The organism is Variovorax sp. DAIF25, from assembly GCF_050711835.1.
In the GTDB taxonomy this organism is placed as follows: Bacteria; Pseudomonadota; Gammaproteobacteria; order Burkholderiales; family Burkholderiaceae_C; genus Variovorax.
In genome coordinates this window covers 805072-825906 of sequence record NZ_CP136637.1, presented here as the reverse complement: position 1 = coordinate 825906, position 20835 = coordinate 805072, and the positions used below count along the sequence as shown (strand labels likewise).

The window sequence follows — 20835 nt, the reverse complement described above, 5'->3', positions numbered from 1 at the left end:
AGCGTTTTCAGGGCGCGCCTAGGGATGGACTTCGATGAACATCACGGCGCGGTGGTTGCCCGGGCCGTGGCGATGCTCGTGCACCGGGAAGCGGCCCGCGAGGCTGGCCTTGAAGCTCAGCAGCGCCGGTGCGGGGGGCGTCACCTGGGCCTCGATGTCGTAGCCGTGCAGGTGCAGCACCAGGGGCTGGTCGCTGACCACGCTGATCTGCACCTGGTCGCCCTGGTGCACCTTCAGCGTGTCGTCGCCCTTGATGCGGCCGCCCACGAGCTCGACCGAGAACTTCGGCGAGGCGGCCGCGGCGGCGCCCGCGAGCGGCGCCAGCGCCGCCAGGGCGATCAGCCGCAGGCGCAGGCGGTTCGGATTCGTCGTCATGGCGCGGTCCATGCTCAGTCCGCGTACTGGCCGGCCGCCTTGATGACCGCGCCCCACTTCTCGATCTCGGTCTCGACGAACTTCTTGTGCTCCGGACCGTTGACGCGGGCGTCGGTGATGATCACGGCGCCGAGCCCTTCCTGGCTCTTGATGAAGGCCGGGTCCTTGAGCGCCACCTTCAGCGCCGCATTGAGCTTGTCGGTGACTGCCTTGGGCGTGCCCGCGGGCGCGAACAGGCCATGCCAGATGCTGACGTTGAAGCCCTTCAGGCCGCTCTCGTCGAGCGTGGGCAGGGCGGCCAGCACCGGCGTCTTCAGGCGCTGCTGCGTGGTCACGGCATAGGCCCTGACCATGTTGCCCTCGATCTGCGCGGTGGTGTTGGTGGTCTGGTCGCACATGATGTCGACCTGGCCGCCGATCAGGTCGGTCATGGCCGGTGCCGTGCCCTTGTAGGGGATGGTCTGCGGCGCGATCTTCAGCGCGCTCTGCAGCATCAGGCCGCACAGGTGCGAGGCCGAGCCGATGCCGGCGTTGGCGAGGTTGGTCTTGCTGCCGTTGGTCTCGAGCCACTTGCGCAGCTCGGTGAAGTTGTTCGCGGGCACCGACTTCGAGCTGATGAGCGTCATCGGCACTTCGTTGATCAGGCCCAGGTACTCGAAGCCCTCGAGCGTCTTGTAGGGCAGCTTGCGGTACAGCGAGGGCGAGGTCGCCATGCTCACGTGGTGCAGCATCAGCGTGTAGCCGTCGTTGGCCGCGCGCGCCGCCTTGGCGGCACCGAGCGTGCCGCCGGCGCCGCCGGTGTTGTCGATGGTGATCGCCACGTTGCCCAGCGGCTTGCGCAGCGCCTCGGCGAAGTCGCGCGCCACCTTGTCGGTGGGGCCGCCGGCCGCGAAGGGCACCACGATCATGATCGGTTTGTCGGGATACTCGGCGAACGCAGGAAGGGCGGCGAGGGCCGCGATCGCGATCGTGAACAGGCGCTTCATTGATGTCTCGTTGTGGGTGAAGCCGAAAATGCTATAGCCCACCCACGCCGCGCAGAAGACGCCTGGTTGTTAAGGCGGTCACCTTAGGTGAACACCGACAGCCTGGGCATCGGTGGCGCCCGATGCCCGGCCGTTCGAACTCAGAGGCTAGCGAGCGGCAGCCGCGACCGGTAGCGCGAGCGCCCCTGCGGATAGAGGCCGACCGAGCACTGCACCAGCTTGCCCGCGCCGTCGAACCAGTGGCGCGTGACCTGCAGGCAGGGCGAGCCGGGCACTGCATCCAGGCGCTCGGCCAGGCGCGATTCGAGCGGCGCCGCGTCGATCTCCTGTTCCACCACCGCGACGCCCACGCCGTAGAGCCGCTCGATCAGCTTGAAGACCGGGCCGTTCCATGCTTCCAGCCGCTCGGCCACGCCCGCGAACTCGGGCCGCATGTAGAGCCACAGCGCGCCGGTGGGGCGCGCTTCGCCGCGCAGGTAGCGCAGCGTGTCGAGGAAGAGCCACTGGCTGCCCGGCTCGGCCTGCAGCAGGCCGGCCAATTGCTCGTCGGCGGGGACGAGCCCGGCGCGCTCGAGCTTGAGCTGCGTGGTGCGCGCGGCCTCCATGATGCTCTCGAGCGTCTGCTGCGAATGCACGAAGAAGGGCGTGGGATTGCGCGCCAGCACATGGGTGCCGATGCCGGCGCGCGAATCGATCACGCCGAGCTTGCGCAGCGCGCTCATGGCCTCGCGCAGGCGGTAGCGCGTGGCACCGAACTGCGCCTGCAGCTGGGCTTCGGAAGGCAGCAGGCTGCCGACGGGATAACGGCCTTCGTCGATCTCGCGGACGATGGCATCGACGATGTCCTGGATGGTCAACGCCGCGCCGGCACTTGTTGGATGCGCCATGAAGAGATAATATTCGAATATTCGACTAATTAGGCGAAGCAGACGCCACTGGAGACAAACGCATGCATCGTAGAGACTTTATCCGCGCGCTGTCCGCAGGCGCCGCACTGCCGCTGGCCGGCGTGGCACCGCTGGCGCTGGCCGACACCTATCCGAGCAAGCCGATCCGGCTGGTGGTGACGCAGGGCACGGGCTCGGGCAGCGACGTGATCGGGCGCCTGCTCGCGAGCAAGCTCGGAGAGCGGCTCAAGCAGAGCGTGTACGTGGAGAACAAGGCCGGCGGCGGCGGCATCATCGGCCACCAGTTCGTGCTCGACCAGCCGGCCGACGGCTACACGCTGCTGCTGAGCACCACCGCGCCGCTGGTGGTGGTGCCCGCGATGAACCGCAACGCGAAGTTCCACCTGCGCGACTTCACCGCGGTGGCCGCGGCGCTGCGCAGCCCCTACATGGTGCTGGTCGGCTCCCAGCCCGACAGCCCGCGCAGCCTGCAGGAACTGACGAAGCGGCTGGCCGCGGCGCCATCGAGCTATTCGTCCTCCGGCACCGGCACGCTGACGCACCTGGCGACCGAGATGTACCTGCAGCAGGTCAATGCCAAGGCCACCCACGTGCCCTACAAGGGCAGCGGGCAGTCGCTGGCCGACCTCGCGGGTGGGCAGGTGCTGTTCTCGACCGACTCGCCGATCGCCGCCGGCGCGCTGATCCGCGGCGGGCGGCTGCGGGCCCTGGCCGTCACCTCGGCGCAGCGCCTGGCCACCTATCCCGAGGTGCCGACGATGGCCGAGCTCGGCTATCCCGGCCTCACGCTCAACACCATGGGCGGGTTGTTCGGTCCTTCGAAGCTGCCCGCGCCCATCGTCGAGCGCATCAGCACCGAGATGGCGGCCGTGATGTCCTCGCCCGAGGTCAAGGCCCAGTTCGCGAGCATGGAGACCGAACCGCTGGTGATGCCGGTCGAGAGCTTCCGCACCCAGATGCTGAAGGACGCACCGGTGTGGGAAGGCGTGGTGGCCCGCCTGGGCATCACCGCCGATTGAGGAGCCGCCGATGGACGCCCACCGCATTCGCTGCGCGCTGTTCGTGCCGGTGCTCGAGCCGCGCTTCTTCGCGCGCGCGGGCGAGCGCGGCGCGCAGGCACTGATCCTCGATCTCGAGGACGCGATCGCGCCGCAGCGCAAGGCCGAGGCGCGCCTTGCGCTGGCGCACGCGGCCGGCGCGCTGCGCGGCACCGGCCTGCCGTTGATGGCGCGCGTGAATGCCGAGGCCGAACTGCTCGACGCCGACCTCGAGGCCTGCGTGGCCGCGGGCGTCGATGCCGTCATGCTGCCCAAGGTCGAGTCGCCGAGCGAGGTGCGCGCGGCGGTCGTCCACCTCGAGCGGCATGCGCGCGAGCGCGGCTCGAACGGACCGCGCTCGCTGGTCGCGCTGATCGAAACCCCGCGCGGCGTGCTGCGCGCCGATGCGATCGCGGCGGCCCATCCCGCCTTGCGCGCGCTGGGCTTCGGCGCCGAGGACTATGCGGCCGCGATCGGCCGGCCGCCGCATGCCGACCTGCTGGTGCCCGCGGCCGCGCGCGTCGCCATGTGCGCCGCTGCCGAGGGCCTGGCCTGCTGGGGACTGGCCGCCTCCATCGCCGAGCTCGACGACCTGGATGCGCTCGAAGACGCGGCGCGGCTGTCGCACCGGCTCGGCTTCGGCGGCACGCCCGCCGTGCATCCGGCGCAGGTGCGGGTCTTCAACCGCGTGTTCGCGCCCACCGAGGCCGAGATCGCACAGGCGCGCAAGGTGCTCGAGGCGCATGCCCGGGCCGACGCCGAGGGCCTGGGCGCGCTGCGGCTCGATGGCCGCATGATCGATCGCCCGATGGTCGATCGCGCGCGCCGTCTGCTCGCCTGAGCCTTCTTCACACCACAAGACCCGAAACGACGACATCGATGGCGCAACAGATACTCGACGGCATCCAGGTACTGGACTTCACCACCTACATCGCGGGCCCCTACGGCGCGAGCCTGCTGGGCGACCTGGGCGCCGACGTGATCAAGATCGAGGCGCCCGAGGGCGACCCGATGCGTTACTACCCCTCGACCCTGCCCGGCGAGAGCCGCGCCTTCATCGGCGTGAACCGCAACAAGCGCAGCATCGTGCTCGACCTCAAGCAGCCCGCGGACCGCGAGGCCTGCCACCGGCTCGTGGCGCAGGCCGACGTGGTGCTGCACAACTTCCGCCCCGGCGTGGCCGAGCGGCTGGCGCTGGACTGCGACACGCTGACCGCGATCCAGCCGCGCCTCATCTATTGCAGCTTCACCGGCTATGGCCCCGATGGCCCGCAGGCCCAGCGCCCCGGCTTCGACCAGGTGCTGCAATGCCGCACCGGCATCGCCAAGGCGCAGGGTTATCCGGGCGACGAGCCGCGCGTGGTCTGGGGATCGGCCGTGGACTTCTACGGCGCGAGCCTGATCGCCACCGGCATCTGCGCCGCGCTGTTCCAGCGCGAACGCACGGGCCTGCCGCAACGCGTCGATACCTCGTTGCTGCAAGCGGCGCTCGCGATGCAGGCGGGCCGCATGGTGTGGGCCGAGGGCGAAAGCCCCGGCGTCGATCGCGACCTGCGCGGCGGCGCGCTCTCGGGCATCCACCCCACGCGCGAAGGCTACGTCTACCTGCAGGCCCAGACCCAGCCGTTCTGGGAGGCACTGTGCGAGCTCACGGGCCTCGCGCATCTGGCGCGCGATCCGCGCTTTGCCGACATGCGCCTGCGCAAGGCCAACGAGGCCGAGCTGGTTCCGCAACTGCGCGCCGCGCTGATGCGGCACGGCGCCCGCGAATGGGAAGCGATCTTCGGCACGCGCGTGCCGTGCACCGTGGTGCGCGGCATCGAGGAGGTGTTCGACGACGAGCAGGTCGCCCACCAGGGGCTGCTGGCGACGCATGCGCATCCCACGCTGGGCAGCTACCGCGCGGTGGTGGAGCCGATCCGCTTCAATGGCGAGCGCGGGGTGAAGCGGGAGGCGAGGGCGCCGATGCTGGGGGAGCATACGGTGCAGGTCGTGGGTAGGCGGGGCGAGCGAACCTGACGCGGAGAGTGCTTCGGCGGTTGCTAGACTGAGATCGACGCACGCTTTCTCCCTCGTACGACATGACCGCCGACCCCGACCTCAACATCGCCGAGATCCCCTACGAATCTGGAGCCATCCGATTCCGTTACACGAGGGTGATGTCGCCCGACAGGACGCGATGGATCCGGCATGGCCTGTTCGTGGCCTATCACGAGAATGGCACGGTGGTATCGGAAGGCCACTACGTCGACGGGAAGGAAGACGGGCTCTGGCGCGACTTCCATCCCGATGGCCGGCCGGCCTCCGAGGGCCACTATCGCGACGGGCGTGAAGTCGGCATGTGGCGCTTCTGGAATGCGGATGGGACTGAAGGGCCGAGCGAGAGCCACGACGCTTGAGCGCAGAGGCCGCGCCGAGGCCGTCGATCCCTGCGAGAAGACGACGTTGGCGTGCTGCGTCATGAGCTTCCCTGTTCCGATCGGCGCTCCCTGCGGCAGCAGGTGATCCCGGCAAAAGCATCCGTCCCATTGGAACCTCTTCCACCCTCCAACCCATTGGAAGATCCTTCCAGCCCCGATCCCCGCCGATCTCGTTGACCCTGCCTGGCGCATCCGTTCGAATGCCTCACGTTTCGAACCCGCACCAACCATCGCCAGGAGTCACACCCCATGCAAACCCAACGCACCCGCATGACGCGGGACAACACCGCCGTTCTGCTCATCGATCACCAGGTCGGCCTGATGACCGGCGTGCGCGACATGACGGTCAGCGATCTCAAGCACAACGTCGTCGGCCTCGCGAAGGCGGCCAAGGTCCTGGGCCTGCCGATCGTCGCGGTGACGACGGCGCGCGACAGCATGTGGGGGCCGACGGCCTCCGAGCTCAAGGAAGCCCTGGGCGGCGGCGAGATCATGGACCGCTCGACCGTCAACGCCTGGGACTACCCGCCCTTCGTGGAGGCCGTGAAGGCGACGAAGCGCGACCATCTGATCATCGCGGGGCTGTCCTTCGAGGTCTGCGCCTCGCTGCCGGCGATCTCGGCGCGCGAGGAGGGCTACCAGCCGATCGTCGCCATCGACGCCTGCGGCACCTTCTCGGCCGCCAAGCGCGAGGCAGGCATCGCGCGCCTGACGACGCTCGGCATCGAGATCTCCGACTACGCGACCTTGATGGTCGAGATCATGGGCGACAACGCCGATCCGAAGGCGCTCGACGTGTATGCCGCGCTCGACATGCCGTTCGCGGTGCTGATGGGCCAGGTGGCCGGAGCGCTGGCGCGATGAGCGCTGCCTTCGACGTCATCGTCGTCGGCGGCGGCTCGGCGGGCGCGGTGCTCGCGCATCGGCTCAGCGCCGATCCCGCGCGCCAGGTGCTGCTGCTCGAGGCCGGCGAAGCCTACCGGCCGAACGTGTTTCCGCGCGACCTCGCGGATGCCGACACGGCCGGCGGGCCCGATGGCCACGACTGGGGCTACCAGGCCGAGACCGGCCTCGCGGGACGCAGCATCCATGCACCGCGCGGCAAGACGCTGGGCGGCAGCTCGGCCGTCAACGCGGCGGTGGCGATGCGCTCGCGGCCCGAGGACTTCGCGAAGTGGCGCGCGCTCGGCATCGAGGGCTGGCAGTGGCCCGAACTGCTCGAGGCCTTCAAGGCGATCGAGAACACGCCCGACGGCGACGACGCGTTGCGCGGCCGCGCGGGTCCGCTGCCGATCCGCAATCGCCGGCGCGACGAGCTGACGCCTGCGCTCAACGGCTTCGTCGATGCGACGGCCGCGCTCGGCTTCGCGCGCGTGGCGGACTTCAACGGCGAGCAGCAGGCCGGCGTCGCGCCCTATCCGCTCAACGTGATCTCGGGGCGGCGCATCAACACCGGCATCGCCTTCCTCGGCGAGGACGTGCGCGCGCGGCCCAACCTCACGATCCGCGGCGGCGTGGAGATCGACCGCGTGCTGTTCGAGGAAGGCCGCGCCGTGGGCGTGGTCGATGCCGAGGGCCGGAGCCATCGCGCGGGCCAGGTGATCCTCAGCGCGGGCGCCTTCGGCAGTCCGGCGATCCTCATGCGATCGGGCATCGGTCCCGCGCCGCACCTGGCGTCGCTGGGCATTCCGCTGGTGGCGGAACTGCCGGTGGGGCAGGGCCTGCAGGAGCATCCGTTCTATTACAACGTCTACGCGCTGACGCCCGAGGCGGCGGGCATGCATCCCGCGGCGGGCGCGATCCTCTGGGCCGCGTCCTCGCAGGCCGAGCCCGGCGACCTCGATCTGCACATCTCGGCCACCCACCTGTTCGACCCGGCGTTGAGCCCCACGGGCGGCGCGATCGTGCTGGCGGTGTCGGTGACGCAACCCGAGGCGACCGGCAGCCTCGAGCTGGCCGACCGCGATCCGCGCAGCGCGCCGCGCATCCGCTACAACCTGCTGGGCACGCCGCGCGACATGGCGCGCATGCTCGAGGCCGTGCGGCTGTCGCGCGCGATCGGGCGGCAGTCGCCGTTCGCGCAGATGGTCGCGGCCGAGATGGCGCCGGGGCCGGAGTTCTCGGACGGCGACGACCTGCAGCGCGCGATCGAGCAGCAGCTCGACGGCTATGCGCACCCGACCTCGACCTGCCGCATGGGACCGCCCGGCCAGGGCGTGGTCGATGGCGGCGGGCGCGTGCACGGCGTGCCGGGCCTGTTCGTGATCGATGCGTCGATCATGCCCAGGGCACCGAGCGCGCCGCCCAACATCACCACCATGATGATGGCCTGGCATCTCGCGGGCCACGGCTTCGGAGTCCGCTGATGGCCCTCGTTCCCATCGATCCCCAGGACATCGCCGCGGCGCGCGCGCTGCGCCTCGAGTTCGGCCGCTTCTGGTCCACCGCGCCGGGCACGCCGCGCGACATCTACGACCGCTTCATCGCGCAGACGCCCACCGCTTCCGAAGTCGCGGCGCGCGAGGCCGTCGACGAAGCCGCTTCCGGCTGGTGGGTGGAGCCCGCGCAGGCCGTGCCCGGGCGCGCGCTGCTGTTCATCCATGGCGGCGGCTATGGCCTGGGCCATGCGAACGCCTATGTCGGATTGGCCAGCCAGCTCGCGGCACGCACGCGCGTGCCGGCCTTCGTGCTCGAGTACCCGCTGGCGCCCGAGGCCGTGCTGCCCGCCGCGCGCGACCTCGCGTTGCGCACGCTCGCGGGGCTGGCATCGCGCTTCGGCGCGGTGGCGGTGGTGGGCGACTCGGCCGGTGGCGGCCTGTCGCTCGCGACCGTGCTCGAGGCCGCGAGGCAGGGCATCGCCGTGTCCTCGCTGGTCGCGTTCTCGCCCTGGACCGACCTGAGCCTGAGCGGCGCGAGCGCGCAGGAACTGGCCGTCGGCGATCCGCTGCTCGACGTCGGCTACCTGCGCGCTTCGGCCGCGGCCTATCTGGGCGGCGCGCCGGCCAGCGATCCGCGCGGCTCGCCGCTGTTCGATGCCGACCTGCGGCGCCTGCCGCCCACGCTGGTCCAGGTCGGCTCGGACGAGGTGCTGCGCGACGATTCGCGCCGTCTCGCGGAGGCGGCCGACAAGGCGGGCGCGCAGTTCGAGCTCGAGGAGTGGCAGGGCATGCACCACGTGTTCCAGCTCAACACCCGCGAGCTGGCCAGCGCGCGCGAGGCGCTCGACCGCGCGGCTGCGTTCGTGTCGCGCCACTGGAACGCCTGACCCTTTGCCCGGGTCCGCGCGTGGCCGGTGTGCGCGGAACGTGCTAAGTTGCCGCGGACTCGGAAGAACCCATCGGCGAAAGACACGCGTGCTCGACCTCAACGACTTTCGGTACTTCGTGGAAGTGATCGACCGGGGCAGCCTCTCGGCCGCGGCGCGCGCGCTGCAGCGGCCGGTCTCGACGATCAGCTACCGCATCCAGCAGCTCGAGGCCGAGCTCGGCCTGACGCTGCTGGCGCGCACCTCGCGGCGCATCACGCTCACCGAATCGGGCGAGGCCTTCTATGGCCACGCGGTCGCCACCATCGCGCGCGCCAACGAGGCCGAGGCGGCGATGCGCAGCCGCAGCACCGAGCCGACCGGCACCGTGCGCTACACGGTGTCGGTCGCGACCTCGCAGTTCGCGATGACCGAGATGGTCGCGAGCTTTCTCGCGAAGTACCCGAAGGTCAACCTGCTGCAGGACGCGAGCGATGCCAACGTCGACATCGTGGCCGACCGCTACGACTTCGCGATCCGCGCCTACTCGGGCGCGCTGCCCGATTCGAACCTGGTGCAGCGCGCGCTCGCCGAAGCACCCTGGCACCTGTTCGCGGCACCCGAGTTCCTCGAAACCGCCGGCGCCATCGAGACGCCCGACGACCTGCGGGGTTGCGCCACCCTGATCATGAAGCGCGGGTCGCTCACGCCCGCGTGGCTGCTCAAGCGCGAGGACGACCGCGCGCAGACCGCGCAGGTCGCGATCCGCCCGCGCATGGAGGGCACCTGCATGGTGACCCTGAAGCGCGCGGCCGAGGCGCGCATGGGCGTGGTCGCGTTGCCGGCCTACATCTGCCGCGACGAGCTGCGCGCCGGCCGCCTGCGGCGCGTGCTGCCCGACTGGGTGGCGGCCGACTCGACCATCTCGGCGCTGATGCCGAGCCGGCGCGGCATGAGCGCCGCGGCGCGCGCCTTCATCGAGCACCTCGTCGAGGCATTTCCCGCCGCCGTCCGGCTCGACTGAGCGCGAGCGCAACCCCCGTGATCGACCCGCCGCGCCGATGCGGCGGCGCAGTCGCGCGCGCCATCAGGGTTTACGCAAAGACGTGGCCTCGGCATCGATGTCTACAATATGGACATACATCCACAATATGGACAAGCGACATGCCCCTCGATGATTCGGACCCGACCCCGAAGATGCCCTACCAGTACCCGAATCCTCCGGACGCGCTGCCCGAGATCGTGGTGCAGCACGCGATCCCGACCGACGAGCGCCTGTGGGTGCCGCAGGCCGAGAACGTGTGGTTCCGCCCGCTGTGCCTGAACGCGAGCCAGGGCTACTGGATGAACCTGCTGAAGGTGCGCAAGTCGGGCGTGCTGAGCCGCCACCGCCATCCGCAGGCGGTGCACGGCTTCGTGCTCAAGGGGCGCTGGCGCTATCTCGAGCACGACTGGGAAGCCACCGAGGGCAGCTACGTGTTCGAGCCGCCGGGCGAGACGCACACGCTGTACGTGCCCGAGGACGTCGAGGAAATGATCACCTACTTCCAGGTCAACGGTGTCATGTACTACACCGACCCCTGGGGCAAGGGCATGGGCTACGAGGACGTGTTCACCAAGATCGACATGTGCCGCAAGCACTTCGACAACGTCGGCCTCGGCGCGGACTACGTCAAGCAGTTCATCCGATGAGCACGACGGCCTACGGCCGCGCCGGCTACGACTTCGCGGGCGCGGTGGCGGTGGTCACCGGCGGTGCCAGCGGCATCGGCGCGGAGGTCGCGGCGCAACTGCGGCGCAGCGGCGCGCGGGTGGCGGTGTGGGACATGGCCGAGGCCACTGCGAACGACGACGCCTGGCAGGTCGACGTGAGCGATCTCGCCACGGTCGAGCGTGCCGCCGCCGCGGTGGCCGCGCGCTTCGGCCGCATCGACTTCGTGGTCAACAGCGCGGGCTTCGCGGGACCGACGGTGCCGCTCGATGCCTACGACCCCGCCACGTGGCGCCGCATCGTCGACGTGAACCTGGTCGGCACCTTCAACGTGTGCCGCGCCGTGGTGCCGCACCTGCGTGCCGCGGGCGCGGGCCGCATCGTCAACATCGCCTCGCTGGCCGGCAAGGAGGGCACGCCCAATGCGTCGGCCTACAGCGCGGCCAAGGCCGGCGTGATCGCGCTGACCAAGTCGCTCGGCAAGGAGCTCGCGACCACGGGCATCCTGGTGAACGCGATCGCGCCGGCCGCGGTGCGCACGCCGATCCTCGAGCAGATGTCGGCCGAGCACGTGCAGACCATGATCGGCAAGAGCCCGATGCAGCGCCTGGGCGAGAGCGCCGAGGTGGCCGAGATGGTGGCCTGGCTGTGCTCGGGCTCGTGCAGCTTCAGCACCGGCGCCACCTTCGACCTCTCGGGCGGTCGGGCCACGTACTGAAGCGCCGCCAAGTTTTTTCGGTCCCATTCATTTTCAAACCACGGAGACACACCCATGATTCGCTTCGCCTCGAAACTGCAACGCCTCGCGGCGCTGTCGCTGCTGCCGGTGGCGGCGCTGCTGGCCGCCGCGCCCGCCTCGGCGCAACCGCGCGACTATCCCAACAAGCCGGTCGAGCTGGTGGTGCCGTTCCAGCCCGGCGGCGGCACCGACGCGCTGGCGCGCGCCTTCGCCGACGCCACGCGCAAGCACATGCCGCAGAGCATGATCATCGTCAACAAGCCCGGCGCCAGCGGCGCCATCGGCTGGCAGGACGTGATCAACGCCAAGCCCGACGGCTATCGCCTCGCGGTGGTCACGGTGGAACTCACGACGCTGCCGCACATGGGCCTCGCGAAGTTCACCTACGAGGACCTCGCGCCCATCGCGCGCCTCAACGCCGACCAGGCCGCGATCACCGTGCGCGCCGATGCGCCGTGGAACACCATCGAGGAGTTCCTGGCCGCCGCCAGGAAGGACAGCGGCAAGCTCAGCGTCGGCAATGCCGGCAACGGCTCGATCTGGCACCTGGCGGCCGCCGCGCTCGAGGACAAGACCAGCGTGAAATTCAACCACACGCCGTTCCAGGGCGCCGGCCCCGCGGTGCTCGCGCTGATGGGCGGCCACATCGACGCGGTAGCGGTGAGCCCGGCCGAGGTCACGACCTACGTGCAGGCCGGCAAGCTCAAGACGCTGGCCGTGATGGCCGAGCAGCGCGTGAAGGGCTTCGAGAAGGTGCCCACGCTCAAGGAACGCAACATCGACCTGGTGATCGGCACCTGGCGCGGCATCGCGGCGCCGAAGAACACGCCGCCCGAGGTCATCGCCTACCTGAAGACCGTGAGCCAGCAGGCCGCCAACGAGCCCGCCTTCCGCGAGGTGCTCGACAAGCAGAACCTGGGCTTCGCCTATGCCGACGACGTCGCCTTCAAGGCCACGATGGCCAAGGACAGCGCTTACTTCAAGACGCTGATGGGCAAGCTCGACATCAAGAACTGATCCACGCAAAGGCAACTCCCTTTTCATGACTTACGAGGCAGCACTCTTCAAGGGCAAGCGGGCACTGGTGTCCGGTGCCACCCAGGGCATCGGCGCCGTGATCGCCAACCACCTGGCCGCGCTCGGCGCGCAGGTCACGGCCATCGGCCTGGGCAACGGCGACGGCACGCTCGATGCCGCGGTCGAGGTCCGGCAGGCCGACGTGACCTCGGACGCGAGCCTCGAGGCCGCGATCGGCGGCATCGAGCGCCTGGACATCGTCTTCAACTGCGCCGGCATCATCCAGCGCGGCGCGGAGCACGACCTCGCGGTGTTCGAGAAGGTGCTGGCCGTGAACCTCACGGGCACGATGCGCGTGTGCGGCATGACGCGCGAGCGCCTCAAGGCGAGCGGCGGCTGCATCGTCAACACGGCCTCGATGCTGAGCTTCTTCGGCGGCGGGCTGGTGCCCGGCTATGCCTCGAGCAAGGGCGGCGTGGCCCAGCTCACCAAGTCGCTGGCGATCGCCTACGCGGCCGACGGCATCCGCGTGAACGCGATCGCGCCGGGCTGGATCGCGACGCCGCTCACGAAGCCGCTGCAGGACGATCCCGCGCGCGCGGGCCCGATCCTCGCGCGCACGCCGCTGGGCCGCTGGGGCACGCCCGACGACGTGGCGCGCGCCGCGATGTTCCTCTGCACGCCGGCCGCGTCGTTCATGACCGGCGTGGTGCTGCCGGTCGACGGCGGCTACATGGTGAGCTGAGGGCGCGCCCGATGCGCGTGGACTGGATGGAGGGTATGGATAATGGCCCGGCCCTCGTTCCCGCCGGTGCCCGCGCCGGCCTCGTCCCTTCGTCCATGCCCGCTCCCCGGTCTTCCTCCGCCGCTCCCGCTTCTTCCGCCGCTTCCGCGAATCAGGTCGCGGGCACCGCGTCGTTCTCGAAGTTCATGCACGTGCTGCAACTGGTGGCCGATGCGCAGGAGCCGGTCAACGTCGCGGCGCTGATGCGCGCGAGCGGCTATCCGCGGCCCACGGTGCACCGCATCGTCGCGGCGCTGATCGCCGAGCGCCTGCTGGTCGAGCATCCGCACAGCGCGACCCTGGGGCTGGGCCCGCGGCTGATCCAGCTCGCGAGCCGCAGCTGGGGCCGTTCCGAACTGCGGCTGGCGGCGGTCGACGAGCTCAAGCGGCTGCGCGACCTCACGGGCGAGACCGTGCACCTGGCCGTGCCCAACGACACGACCATGGTCTACATCGAGAAGCTCGAGAGCCCGAGCGCGGTGCGCATGGCCTCGCGCATCGGCACCAGCGTGTCGCTGCATGCCACCGCCGTCGGCAAGGCCTACATGGCGGCGCTCGACGACGGCGCGCTCAAGGCGCTGGTCAAGCGCCTGCCGATGCCGCGCTACACGCCCAACACCACCGTCGATGCCGCCGCGCTGCGCGCCGAGGTGCAGAAGACGCGCGAGCGCGGCTGGTCGGTCGACAACGAGGAGAACGAGGCCGGCATCTTCTGTTTCGGCGCGGTGATCCGCGGCGTGGGCGGCGTGCCGGTGGCGGCGATCAGCGTGAGCACGCTGGTGTTCCGCCAGAAGGAAGACCCGGCCCAGGCCTACGTGGCACCGCTGCTCGAGGCCTGCCGCGTCATCTCGGAGCGCATCGCGCAGACGCCTTCGCTGTCGGGCAGCGACGTGCTCTGAAGCGCGTGCGGCTCAGGCCAGCGCCTTGAGCTGGAAGCCCGGCGCCCGCGCTTCTTCCTCGCTCAGCGCCACGCCCTTGGCCAGCAGCCGGCGCGCCAGCATGTGATCGCCCGCGCGGTTGAGCGTCTCGACCGCCGCGAGGCGCCCTTCGCGGATGCACAGCACGGTGGCGGCCGGTGAAGCCGCATCGCGCAGAACCACGTGCGCATCGTCGGCCGCGCGCAGCCCGGCGATCTGCAGCCTGAGTTCGCCCTGGTCGCTCCAGAACCACGGCACCGGGCCGTGCGCCACCGTCTTGCCCGCGAGCCGCGCCGCCACGCTGCGCGCCTGGTCCCCAGCGTTCTGCACCGACTCGAGCCGGATGGGGCGACCGCTGACCGGATCCGGAAAGGCCGCCACGTCGCCGATGGCCGAGATCGCCGGATCGGAACTCAGCAGCTGCGCATCGACGCGGATGCCGTTGTCGACCGCGAGCCCGGCCTGCGCCGCGAGCTGCGTGCGCGGCTCGGCGCCGATGCCGACCACCACGAGGTCGGCCGGTAGCGTCTCGCCGTCGGCGGTGCGCACCGCCGCGATCCGGCCCTCGCGGCCTTCGAGTGCCGTCACGCCGCAGCCGAAGCGCAACCGCGTGCCGCGGCTCTCATGCGAGGCCGCCACGGCCTGCGCGCTGTGCGGCGAGGCGGCCCGCGCCAGCGCGCGATCGGCCACGTCGAGCACCGTCACGTCCAGGCCCAAGGCACGCGCTACCGAGGCGAACTCGAGCCCGATGAAGCCCGCGCCGATCACCACCGCGCGCCGGCTGTCCGCCAGCCGCTCGCGCAGCCGGTCGGCATCGGCCAGCGTCTGCAGGCTCATCACGCCCTCGAGCTCCGCGCCCTCGACGCGCATGCGGCGCGGGCTCGATCCGGTGGCGATCACGAGATGGTCGTAGGCGATCGCCTGGCCCGACGTCAGCACCACGCGCTGCGCGGCGCGGTCGATCAGCTCGACGCGGCCCTGCACGCGCTGCACGCGTTGTTCCTCGAAGAAGCGCTCGGGCCGGAAATGCAGGTCGCTCGCGCTCGCCTTCGCGAGCAGGTAGGCCTTCGACAGCGGCGGCCGCTGGTAGGGCAGGCTGGCTTCGTCGCCGACCAGCACGATGGCACCCTCGAAGCCTTCCTGGCGCAGCGAGGCGCAGCACTGGAAGCCCGCATGGCCCGCGCCGACGATCACGACCTGCTGCATGACGCACGCATCGGGGTGGGGAAGAAGAGGGCGCGCACGCGCGTCCATGCGCTGCGATGCCGCGCGACGTGCGGCCCCGGTTCAGGCGCGCGCGGCGCCTGGAGCGAAGGCCGGCCGCCGTCGGGCGCGTCGGTGTCGAGCTTGTAAGGGATCAGCCATTCCATCTGCGTGTCTCCTGCAGCGCGATGGTGGGCTCGGAGGGGCGGCTTGTCTGTCCCCGCTGTAGGGGACGCGTGCGGTGCCTGCCAAGGATCTACTTGATTCGAAGGATGCCAAGGAACGGGCCCGTCTCGATACTTCCGCCGCGGAGCACCCGGAGGGGGCGCTTCAACTCACGCCCCGAGGCGGACAGGAGATCGAAAGCATGAGAACCCTGCAACATATCCGTCGCTGCGCATTCGCAGCGGCTGCGCTCGGGCTCGCTCTGCCGGCTGCGCTGGCCCAGTCGGCCGCGCCGGAGTTTCCGGCGGAGGCCGTGGCACTGACGCCCGAGACGCTCAAGGGCCTCAACGGCAAGAAGTTCGTGGGCACGCGAATGGATGGCACGGGCTGGACGATGGACTTCGGTCCCGACGACTACTTCCGGCTGGCGTACCGGCGCGGCGGCACCGGTGCCGGGCCCGGTGGCGGCATCTTCGACGGCACGGTCCGGCTCGATGGCACGAAGCTGTGCCAGGACATGCGCAAGGCCCTCGAAAGCCGGTGCAACGAGGTGCGGCTGAAAGGCAACGAGCTGTTCTATCAGCGCGGTTCCAACGGCGAGATCGTGGTTCTCACGGCGCAGTGAGAACCGGTCTCGCAGGCCTGCGGTCCTGGTTTCGACAAGGATCGCGAATCCGCACTCGCACCGCGATTTACCCCCCCCGAAATCGCGCGCATCGATGCCTGCCGCCCGCGCACCGCGCAGAGGATCACTTCCTCATTGATTTGAATGATGCGAGGCCCTCGCATTGTTTTTACCCTCGGCCTTCACTTGACTGCGGCGAGTCGCCGTTTATGAGGGATTGGGGAACTCCATGATTGAATTACAGCCAAGAACGCTGGCCGCACTGGCGGCCATTGGTGTGCTGAGCGCTTGCGGCGGAGGGGGCGGCGGAGGAGCAGGCATACCCCCGATCGCCGTGGCTCCACCGCCCGCACCTGCTGCCGAACCTCCCGCCTCGCCACCTCCCGCCGCGTCCTCTTCCGCGCCGTCGTCCTATCAGAATTTCAAGGCAATCGGTCTCACTCCGCAACGGTTGCCCGCCGGTGTCGGTGGCGTCGGGACCATCCGTGCCTACGGCGACTTCAGCGGGTCGGGGCGGATCGATCTTTTTACTGCGACCTTGACTTACTGGCCGCCCACCACTCCGCAGGCCGCGACACCCGGAAAATTCGAGATCTGGCGCAAACAGCCGGACGGAAGCTATGTCAAGGACGTTGCTCTGATTCCCATGTCCACCGGATGTGTGCACCCGCGGAAAGCCATCGTTGCGGACTTCAACAACGACAAGAAGCCGGATGTGTTCGTGGCATGCCACGGGTTCGATGCAGCACCTTTCCCAGGCGAACGCAACAAGGTGGTGCTGAGCCAGCCGGACGGCACGTATCTCGTGCAAGATGCGGCGCCCGACATCGGCTTCTTTCATTCCGCATCGGCGGCCGATGTGAACGGCGATGGACTGATCGATGTGGTGGCCACCAACAACTTCGACGCCGCAACAGTCATTACCTTCCTCAATAAAGGAAAGGGCGTTTTCGAGCGCGAGACCGAGCAGCGATTCCCCACATCATTCGGGCGAAAGAACTATTACTCGGTGGAACTCGTCGACGTTGACGAGGACGGCAAGCTCGACGCGGTTCTGGGGGGACACGAATGGGAGAACGCTCCCACCTCGGTCCTGCTGAATCCCGGGAATTTCAACTTCAAGGCAGTGACCCCCAAAGTCTTGCCGGCGGTTCCGAACGAGGGCGTCGTACTCGACTTTACGTTGACCGGTTCGGGAGAGTCGCGAGCGTTGTGGGTTGTGCGCACGTCTGGCGGCGACGGGAGTTTCTATCAAAGTCGTACCGTGCAGAAGGTCAAGTGGCCTTCGATGCAATCGACGATTCCGTTGCGCGAGCGTCCCGCTCAATGGTTTCAATGGAGTATTCCGACAACGGTCGCCGGAAAAGCAGTGATTGCATCCGACGACGCAGCGGCAGGAGTTGCAATTCCGTTGGAGTGAATTGCAGATTCTTCAAATATGGGGATCGAAACAATGAACACGATGCGACACATCCGTCGCGGGGCATTGGCCGCTGCACTCGGCATTGCCACGTCGGCTGCACTGGCCCAGGCTCCCGCCGCCGATTTCCCGGCGGAAGCCGTGCCATTGACGCCCGAGACGCTCAAGGGTCTCGATGGCAAGAAATTCGTGGGCACGCGAATGGATGGCACGGGATGGACGATGGACTTCGGACCGGGCGACTCCTTCCGGATGTCGTACCGGCGCGGCGGCACCGGTGCCGGGCCCGGTGGAGGCATCTTCGACGGCACGGTTCGGCTCGACGGCACGAAGCTCTGTCAAGACATGCGCAAGACCCTGGAAAGCGGGTGCAACGAGGTGCGGTTGAGAGGCAACGAGCTCTTCTATCGGCGCAACGCCAATGGAGAGATCGTGGTTCTCACGGCACAGTGAGATCCGATCCCGCAGGTCCGCGGCCCGGCACGCGCGGGGCCGCTACTGCGTGACCAGGCGAATCAGATCGGCTTGCCGACGCAGCCCGGTCTTGCCGAAGATATTGCTCAGGTGGGTGCGGACCGTATGGACCGAGATGGCCTGACGCTCGGCAACGCTGCCGGGTGTCTCGCCATCGGCCAGGGCGCCCAGCAGTCGCGTCTCGGCGGAGGTCAGCTTGAACTGCATGCCGATCTGCGCGATGCGTCGCAGCTGGTGATCGTCGTGGCCCTCGTCGATCGTGAGCAGCGTCGCGGCGCGCGGCCAGACCCAGCGAGCGGGGTTGTCGATGCCCAATGGAACGAACCGGGCCGTTGCGGAGGCCCGCAGGCTGTCGGTCCGCATCCGGAGCAGCGAATGGGTCTGTATCTGTCCCAGTTGCGCGCGCGCCAGGGAGGCCGACACTTCCACCGCTTCGAGTTGGCCCAGGCGCGCGAGCTTTCCTGTTCGCACATCGATCCAGTCTCCCTGGGCCAGCAGTGCCTGGCCGGCGGGATTCGCATAGAGGAGTTCGCCCGTTCGGGAAAGAACGAAGAGCGGCTGCGGGTTCACGTGCAGGAGTTGCGGCTCGCCGACTGAGCCGGGCGCGACCCGGCCCACGGGCCGGAGACCGGAAGGGCCTCGTTGGACCTTTCCAGCGGGCCATCCGCAGCGGCACTGGCCGACCTCAGCCAACCGAATCCGGTGGCCCCAGCAGGAATGCCGACCGGAAATGTAGGCAACGTCCCACGGGTCCGGCCGCCGCCAGAGCGAATACTCCCCGGTCCAGCCGGGGGGGAACCGGCACGAGCCCACTGTCCGAGAGAACAAAACACATGCCAGATCCCGCCGCCGAGCGGCTGTCCATTGCCAACCTGTCGGACGCCGATCACCGGCAGATGATCGATGCCGTCACCGACTACGCGATCTTCTTCCTCGATCCCGATGGCATGGTGCTGAGCTGGAACGCCGGTGCGCGGCTCGTCAGCGGCTACGAAGGTCCCGAGATCCTCGGCCGCCATGTCTCGATGCTCTATCCGGCCGAAGCGCAGCAGCGCGACCGCCCGCGCCAGGAGCTCGCCCAGGCGCGCGAGGCGGGCCATTTCGAGGACGAGGGCTGGCGCGTGCGCAAGGACGGCACGCGCTTCTGGGCCAGCGTGGTCATCACGCGGCTCACGGGGCCCGACGGCACGGTGCGCGGCTTCTCCAAGATCACGCGCGACCTCAGCGAGCGGCGCCTGCAGGACGAACTGCTGCGCGCGAGCGAGGAGCGTTTCCGGCTGCTGGTCGAGGGCGTGAAGGACTATGCGATCTTCATGCTCGACCCTGCGGGCCACGTGATCAGCTGGAACGCGGGCGCGCAGAAGAACAAGGGCTACGAGGCGGCCGAGATCATCGGGCGGCACTTCTCGACCTTCTATCCGCCCGACGTGGCCGCCAGCGGCTGGCCCGCGCAGGAGCTGCGCAACGCATTGCGCGACGGCCGCTTCGAGGACGAGGGCTGGCGCGTGCGCAAGGACGGCAGCCGCTTCTGGGCCAGCGTGGTCATCACGGCGCTGTACGACGCGGCGGGGCACCACAAGGGCTTCGCCAAGGTCACGCGCGACCTCAGCGAGCGCCGGCGCATCACCGCGCTGGAGGACGAGGGGCGGCGCATGGCGACCTTCCTCGCGATGCTCGGGCACGAGCTGCGCAACCCGCTCGCGCCGATCTCGAATGCGCTCGAGCTGCTCAAGCGCGAGAAGATCGAGTCGCGCATCTTCAACAGCACGCGCGACATCATCGACCGGCAGCTGCGGCAGATGACCCGGCTGATCGACGACCTGCTCGACGTGGGCCGCATCACCAGCGGCAAGATCCACCTCGAGGCCAAGCCGGTGCGGCTGCGCGACGTGATCCACGACGCGGTCGAGACGGTGCGTCCGCTGGTCGCGCTGAAGTCGCAAGTGCTCGACCTGCAGGTCGATGGCGCCGACCCCTGGGTCACGGGCGACCGGGCGCGGCTGGTGCAGGTGGTCAGCAACCTGGTGCACAACGCCGCCAAGTTCACCGACAACGGCGGGCGCATCGAGCTGCGGCTCGGCGCCGGCCCCACCGCGCCCGGCGTCGCGGGCGCCAGCCCGATCGAGGCCGAGATCGTGGTGCGCGACACCGGCCCGGGCATCGCGCCGCAGGACGTCCACCGCATCTTCGACCTGTTCGTGCAGGGCGAGCAGGACGCCGCGCGCTCCAAGGGCGGGCTCGGCCTCGGGTTGAGCCTGGTGCAGCAGCTGGTCGCGCTGCATGGCGGCCGGGTCAGCGTGTTCAGCAGCGGGCGCGCGGGCGAGGGCAGCGAATTCATCGTCAACCTGGCGGCCGTGACCGAGCCGCTGGCGGGCGAGGGCACCTCGGGCCGGGCGCCCGGCGAACGGCTGGTGCTGGTGGTCGACGACAACCAGGACGCCGCCGAGACCATGGCGCTGCTGATGGACGCGTTGGGCTATGCCAGCGCGGTCGTGCACGACGGCTTCGCGGCGATCGAAGCGGTCAAGGCCGGCCGGCCCGACGTCGTGCTGCTCGACATCGGCCTGCCCGGCATCGACGGCCACGAGGTCGCGCGCCGGCTGCGCGCCGAACTGGTCGACCCGCCCGCGCTGATCGCCGTGACCGGCTACGGCCAGCCCAGCGACCGCGACACCAGCTTCGAGACCGGTTTTCTCGGCCATCTGACCAAGCCGGTGGACGTGGACCGGCTGGCGCGGATGCTGGAGCGGCTGTTCCAGGAGGAGCGGCCAGCGAGCACGACAGGCTGAGCCCGGCGCCTCGTCGGACGC

General features: G+C 69.6%; 23 protein-coding genes. 17 read left to right on the top strand and 6 right to left on the bottom strand.

Translation table 11 applies throughout. The features are described 5' to 3' along the window. Positions 1 to 18: 18 nt before the first annotated feature. From R0232_RS37950 to R0232_RS37940, 3 genes are all read right to left on the bottom strand, one after another. Positions 19 to 375, bottom strand: coding sequence for a hypothetical protein (locus R0232_RS37950; RefSeq protein ID WP_431514337.1), 357 nt, complete (start codon positions 373 to 375; stop codon positions 19 to 21). 14 nt (positions 376 to 389) lie between these two features. Then, positions 390 to 1361, bottom strand: a complete 972-nt coding sequence (locus tag R0232_RS37945) for a tripartite tricarboxylate transporter substrate-binding protein (RefSeq protein WP_093347169.1) — start codon at positions 1359 to 1361, stop codon at positions 390 to 392. Positions 1362 to 1501: 140 nt separating this feature from the next. Continuing rightward, positions 1502 to 2248 (bottom strand): GntR family transcriptional regulator, encoded by a 747-nt coding sequence (locus R0232_RS37940; RefSeq protein ID WP_431514336.1) that lies wholly within the window; start codon positions 2246 to 2248, stop codon positions 1502 to 1504. A gap of 62 nt (positions 2249 to 2310) precedes the next feature. Here R0232_RS37940 and R0232_RS37935 point away from each other — a divergent pair, with 62 nt between their 5' ends. The 13 genes from R0232_RS37935 to R0232_RS37875 all read left to right on the top strand — a co-directional run bounded on the left by R0232_RS37935 (position 2311) and on the right by R0232_RS37875 (position 14120). Beyond that, positions 2311 to 3288, top strand: a complete 978-nt coding sequence (locus tag R0232_RS37935) for a Bug family tripartite tricarboxylate transporter substrate binding protein (protein WP_431514335.1) — start codon at positions 2311 to 2313, stop codon at positions 3286 to 3288. 10 nt (positions 3289 to 3298) lie between these two features. Further along, positions 3299 to 4147: an HpcH/HpaI aldolase/citrate lyase family protein gene (locus R0232_RS37930; RefSeq protein ID WP_431514334.1), complete on the top strand. Its 849-nt coding sequence runs from the start codon at positions 3299 to 3301 to the stop codon at positions 4145 to 4147. A 38-nt stretch (positions 4148 to 4185) separates the two neighbouring features. Then, a complete protein-coding gene (locus tag R0232_RS37925; protein ID WP_431514333.1) occupies positions 4186 to 5325 on the top strand; it encodes a CaiB/BaiF CoA transferase family protein in 1140 nt (379 codons plus the stop codon). A gap of 62 nt (positions 5326 to 5387) precedes the next feature. Then, on the top strand, positions 5388 to 5705 hold the full coding sequence (locus tag R0232_RS37920) for a toxin-antitoxin system YwqK family antitoxin (RefSeq protein WP_431514332.1): 318 nt from the start codon (positions 5388 to 5390) through the stop codon (positions 5703 to 5705). 270 nt (positions 5706 to 5975) lie between these two features. Then, a complete protein-coding gene (locus tag R0232_RS37915) occupies positions 5976 to 6590 on the top strand; it encodes an isochorismatase family protein (protein WP_431514331.1) in 615 nt (204 codons plus the stop codon). After that, positions 6587 to 8092: a GMC family oxidoreductase gene (locus R0232_RS37910; protein ID WP_431514330.1), complete on the top strand. Its 1506-nt coding sequence runs from the start codon at positions 6587 to 6589 to the stop codon at positions 8090 to 8092. The genes R0232_RS37915 and R0232_RS37910 overlap by 4 nt, the downstream gene beginning before the upstream one ends. Beyond that, on the top strand, positions 8092 to 8991 hold the full coding sequence (locus R0232_RS37905; RefSeq protein ID WP_431514329.1) for an alpha/beta hydrolase: 900 nt from the start codon (positions 8092 to 8094) through the stop codon (positions 8989 to 8991). Before R0232_RS37910 ends, R0232_RS37905 begins: the two co-directional genes overlap by 1 nt. Before the next feature lie 88 nt (positions 8992 to 9079). Next, positions 9080 to 9994 carry a LysR substrate-binding domain-containing protein gene (locus R0232_RS37900; protein WP_208509638.1) on the top strand — a complete coding sequence of 305 codons (915 nt, stop codon included), beginning with the start codon at positions 9080 to 9082 and terminating at the stop codon, positions 9992 to 9994. Positions 9995 to 10134: 140 nt separating this feature from the next. Then, a complete protein-coding gene (locus R0232_RS37895; protein ID WP_093347207.1) occupies positions 10135 to 10662 on the top strand; it encodes a 2,4'-dihydroxyacetophenone dioxygenase family protein in 528 nt (175 codons plus the stop codon). Further along, entirely contained in the window at positions 10659 to 11399 is a 741-nt protein-coding gene (locus tag R0232_RS37890; RefSeq protein WP_296785832.1) for an SDR family NAD(P)-dependent oxidoreductase, read from the top strand. The genes R0232_RS37895 and R0232_RS37890 overlap by 4 nt, the downstream gene beginning before the upstream one ends. 54 nt (positions 11400 to 11453) lie before the next feature. Next, positions 11454 to 12437 carry a tripartite tricarboxylate transporter substrate binding protein gene (locus tag R0232_RS37885; RefSeq protein WP_431514328.1) on the top strand — a complete coding sequence of 328 codons (984 nt, stop codon included), beginning with the start codon at positions 11454 to 11456 and terminating at the stop codon, positions 12435 to 12437. Between the two features lie 25 nt (positions 12438 to 12462). After that, entirely contained in the window at positions 12463 to 13182 is a 720-nt protein-coding gene (locus R0232_RS37880) for an SDR family NAD(P)-dependent oxidoreductase (RefSeq protein WP_057591225.1), read from the top strand. 95 nt (positions 13183 to 13277) lie between these two features. After that, positions 13278 to 14120 carry an IclR family transcriptional regulator gene (locus tag R0232_RS37875; RefSeq protein WP_057591224.1) on the top strand — a complete coding sequence of 281 codons (843 nt, stop codon included), beginning with the start codon at positions 13278 to 13280 and terminating at the stop codon, positions 14118 to 14120. Between the two features lie 12 nt (positions 14121 to 14132). Here the strand turns inward: R0232_RS37875 and R0232_RS37870 are convergent, their stop codons facing one another. Beyond that, entirely contained in the window at positions 14133 to 15344 is a 1212-nt protein-coding gene (locus R0232_RS37870) for an NAD(P)/FAD-dependent oxidoreductase (RefSeq protein ID WP_431514327.1), read from the bottom strand. Further along, positions 15329 to 15508, bottom strand: a complete 180-nt coding sequence (locus R0232_RS37865; RefSeq protein ID WP_431514326.1) for a hypothetical protein — start codon at positions 15506 to 15508, stop codon at positions 15329 to 15331. The genes R0232_RS37870 and R0232_RS37865 overlap by 16 nt, the downstream gene beginning before the upstream one ends. Before the next feature lie 200 nt (positions 15509 to 15708). Here R0232_RS37865 and R0232_RS37860 point away from each other — a divergent pair, with 200 nt between their 5' ends. From R0232_RS37860 to R0232_RS37850, 3 genes are all read left to right on the top strand, one after another. After that, a complete protein-coding gene (locus R0232_RS37860) occupies positions 15709 to 16131 on the top strand; it encodes a hypothetical protein (protein ID WP_431514325.1) in 423 nt (140 codons plus the stop codon). 229 nt (positions 16132 to 16360) lie between these two features. Next, positions 16361 to 17551, top strand: a complete 1191-nt coding sequence (locus R0232_RS37855) for an FG-GAP repeat domain-containing protein (RefSeq protein WP_431514324.1) — start codon at positions 16361 to 16363, stop codon at positions 17549 to 17551. Between the two features lie 42 nt (positions 17552 to 17593). After that, positions 17594 to 18004 (top strand): hypothetical protein, encoded by a 411-nt coding sequence (locus R0232_RS37850; RefSeq protein WP_431514323.1) that lies wholly within the window; start codon positions 17594 to 17596, stop codon positions 18002 to 18004. A 42-nt stretch (positions 18005 to 18046) separates the two neighbouring features. Here R0232_RS37850 and R0232_RS37845 read toward each other — a convergent pair whose 3' ends face one another. Continuing rightward, positions 18047 to 18643 (bottom strand): helix-turn-helix transcriptional regulator, encoded by a 597-nt coding sequence (locus R0232_RS37845; RefSeq protein ID WP_431514322.1) that lies wholly within the window; start codon positions 18641 to 18643, stop codon positions 18047 to 18049. Between the two features lie 215 nt (positions 18644 to 18858). On the opposite strand from R0232_RS37845, the gene R0232_RS37840 reads away from it, so the two are divergent. Further along, entirely contained in the window at positions 18859 to 20814 is a 1956-nt protein-coding gene (locus R0232_RS37840) for a hybrid sensor histidine kinase/response regulator (RefSeq protein WP_431514321.1), read from the top strand. Positions 20815 to 20835: the final 21 nt, after the last annotated feature.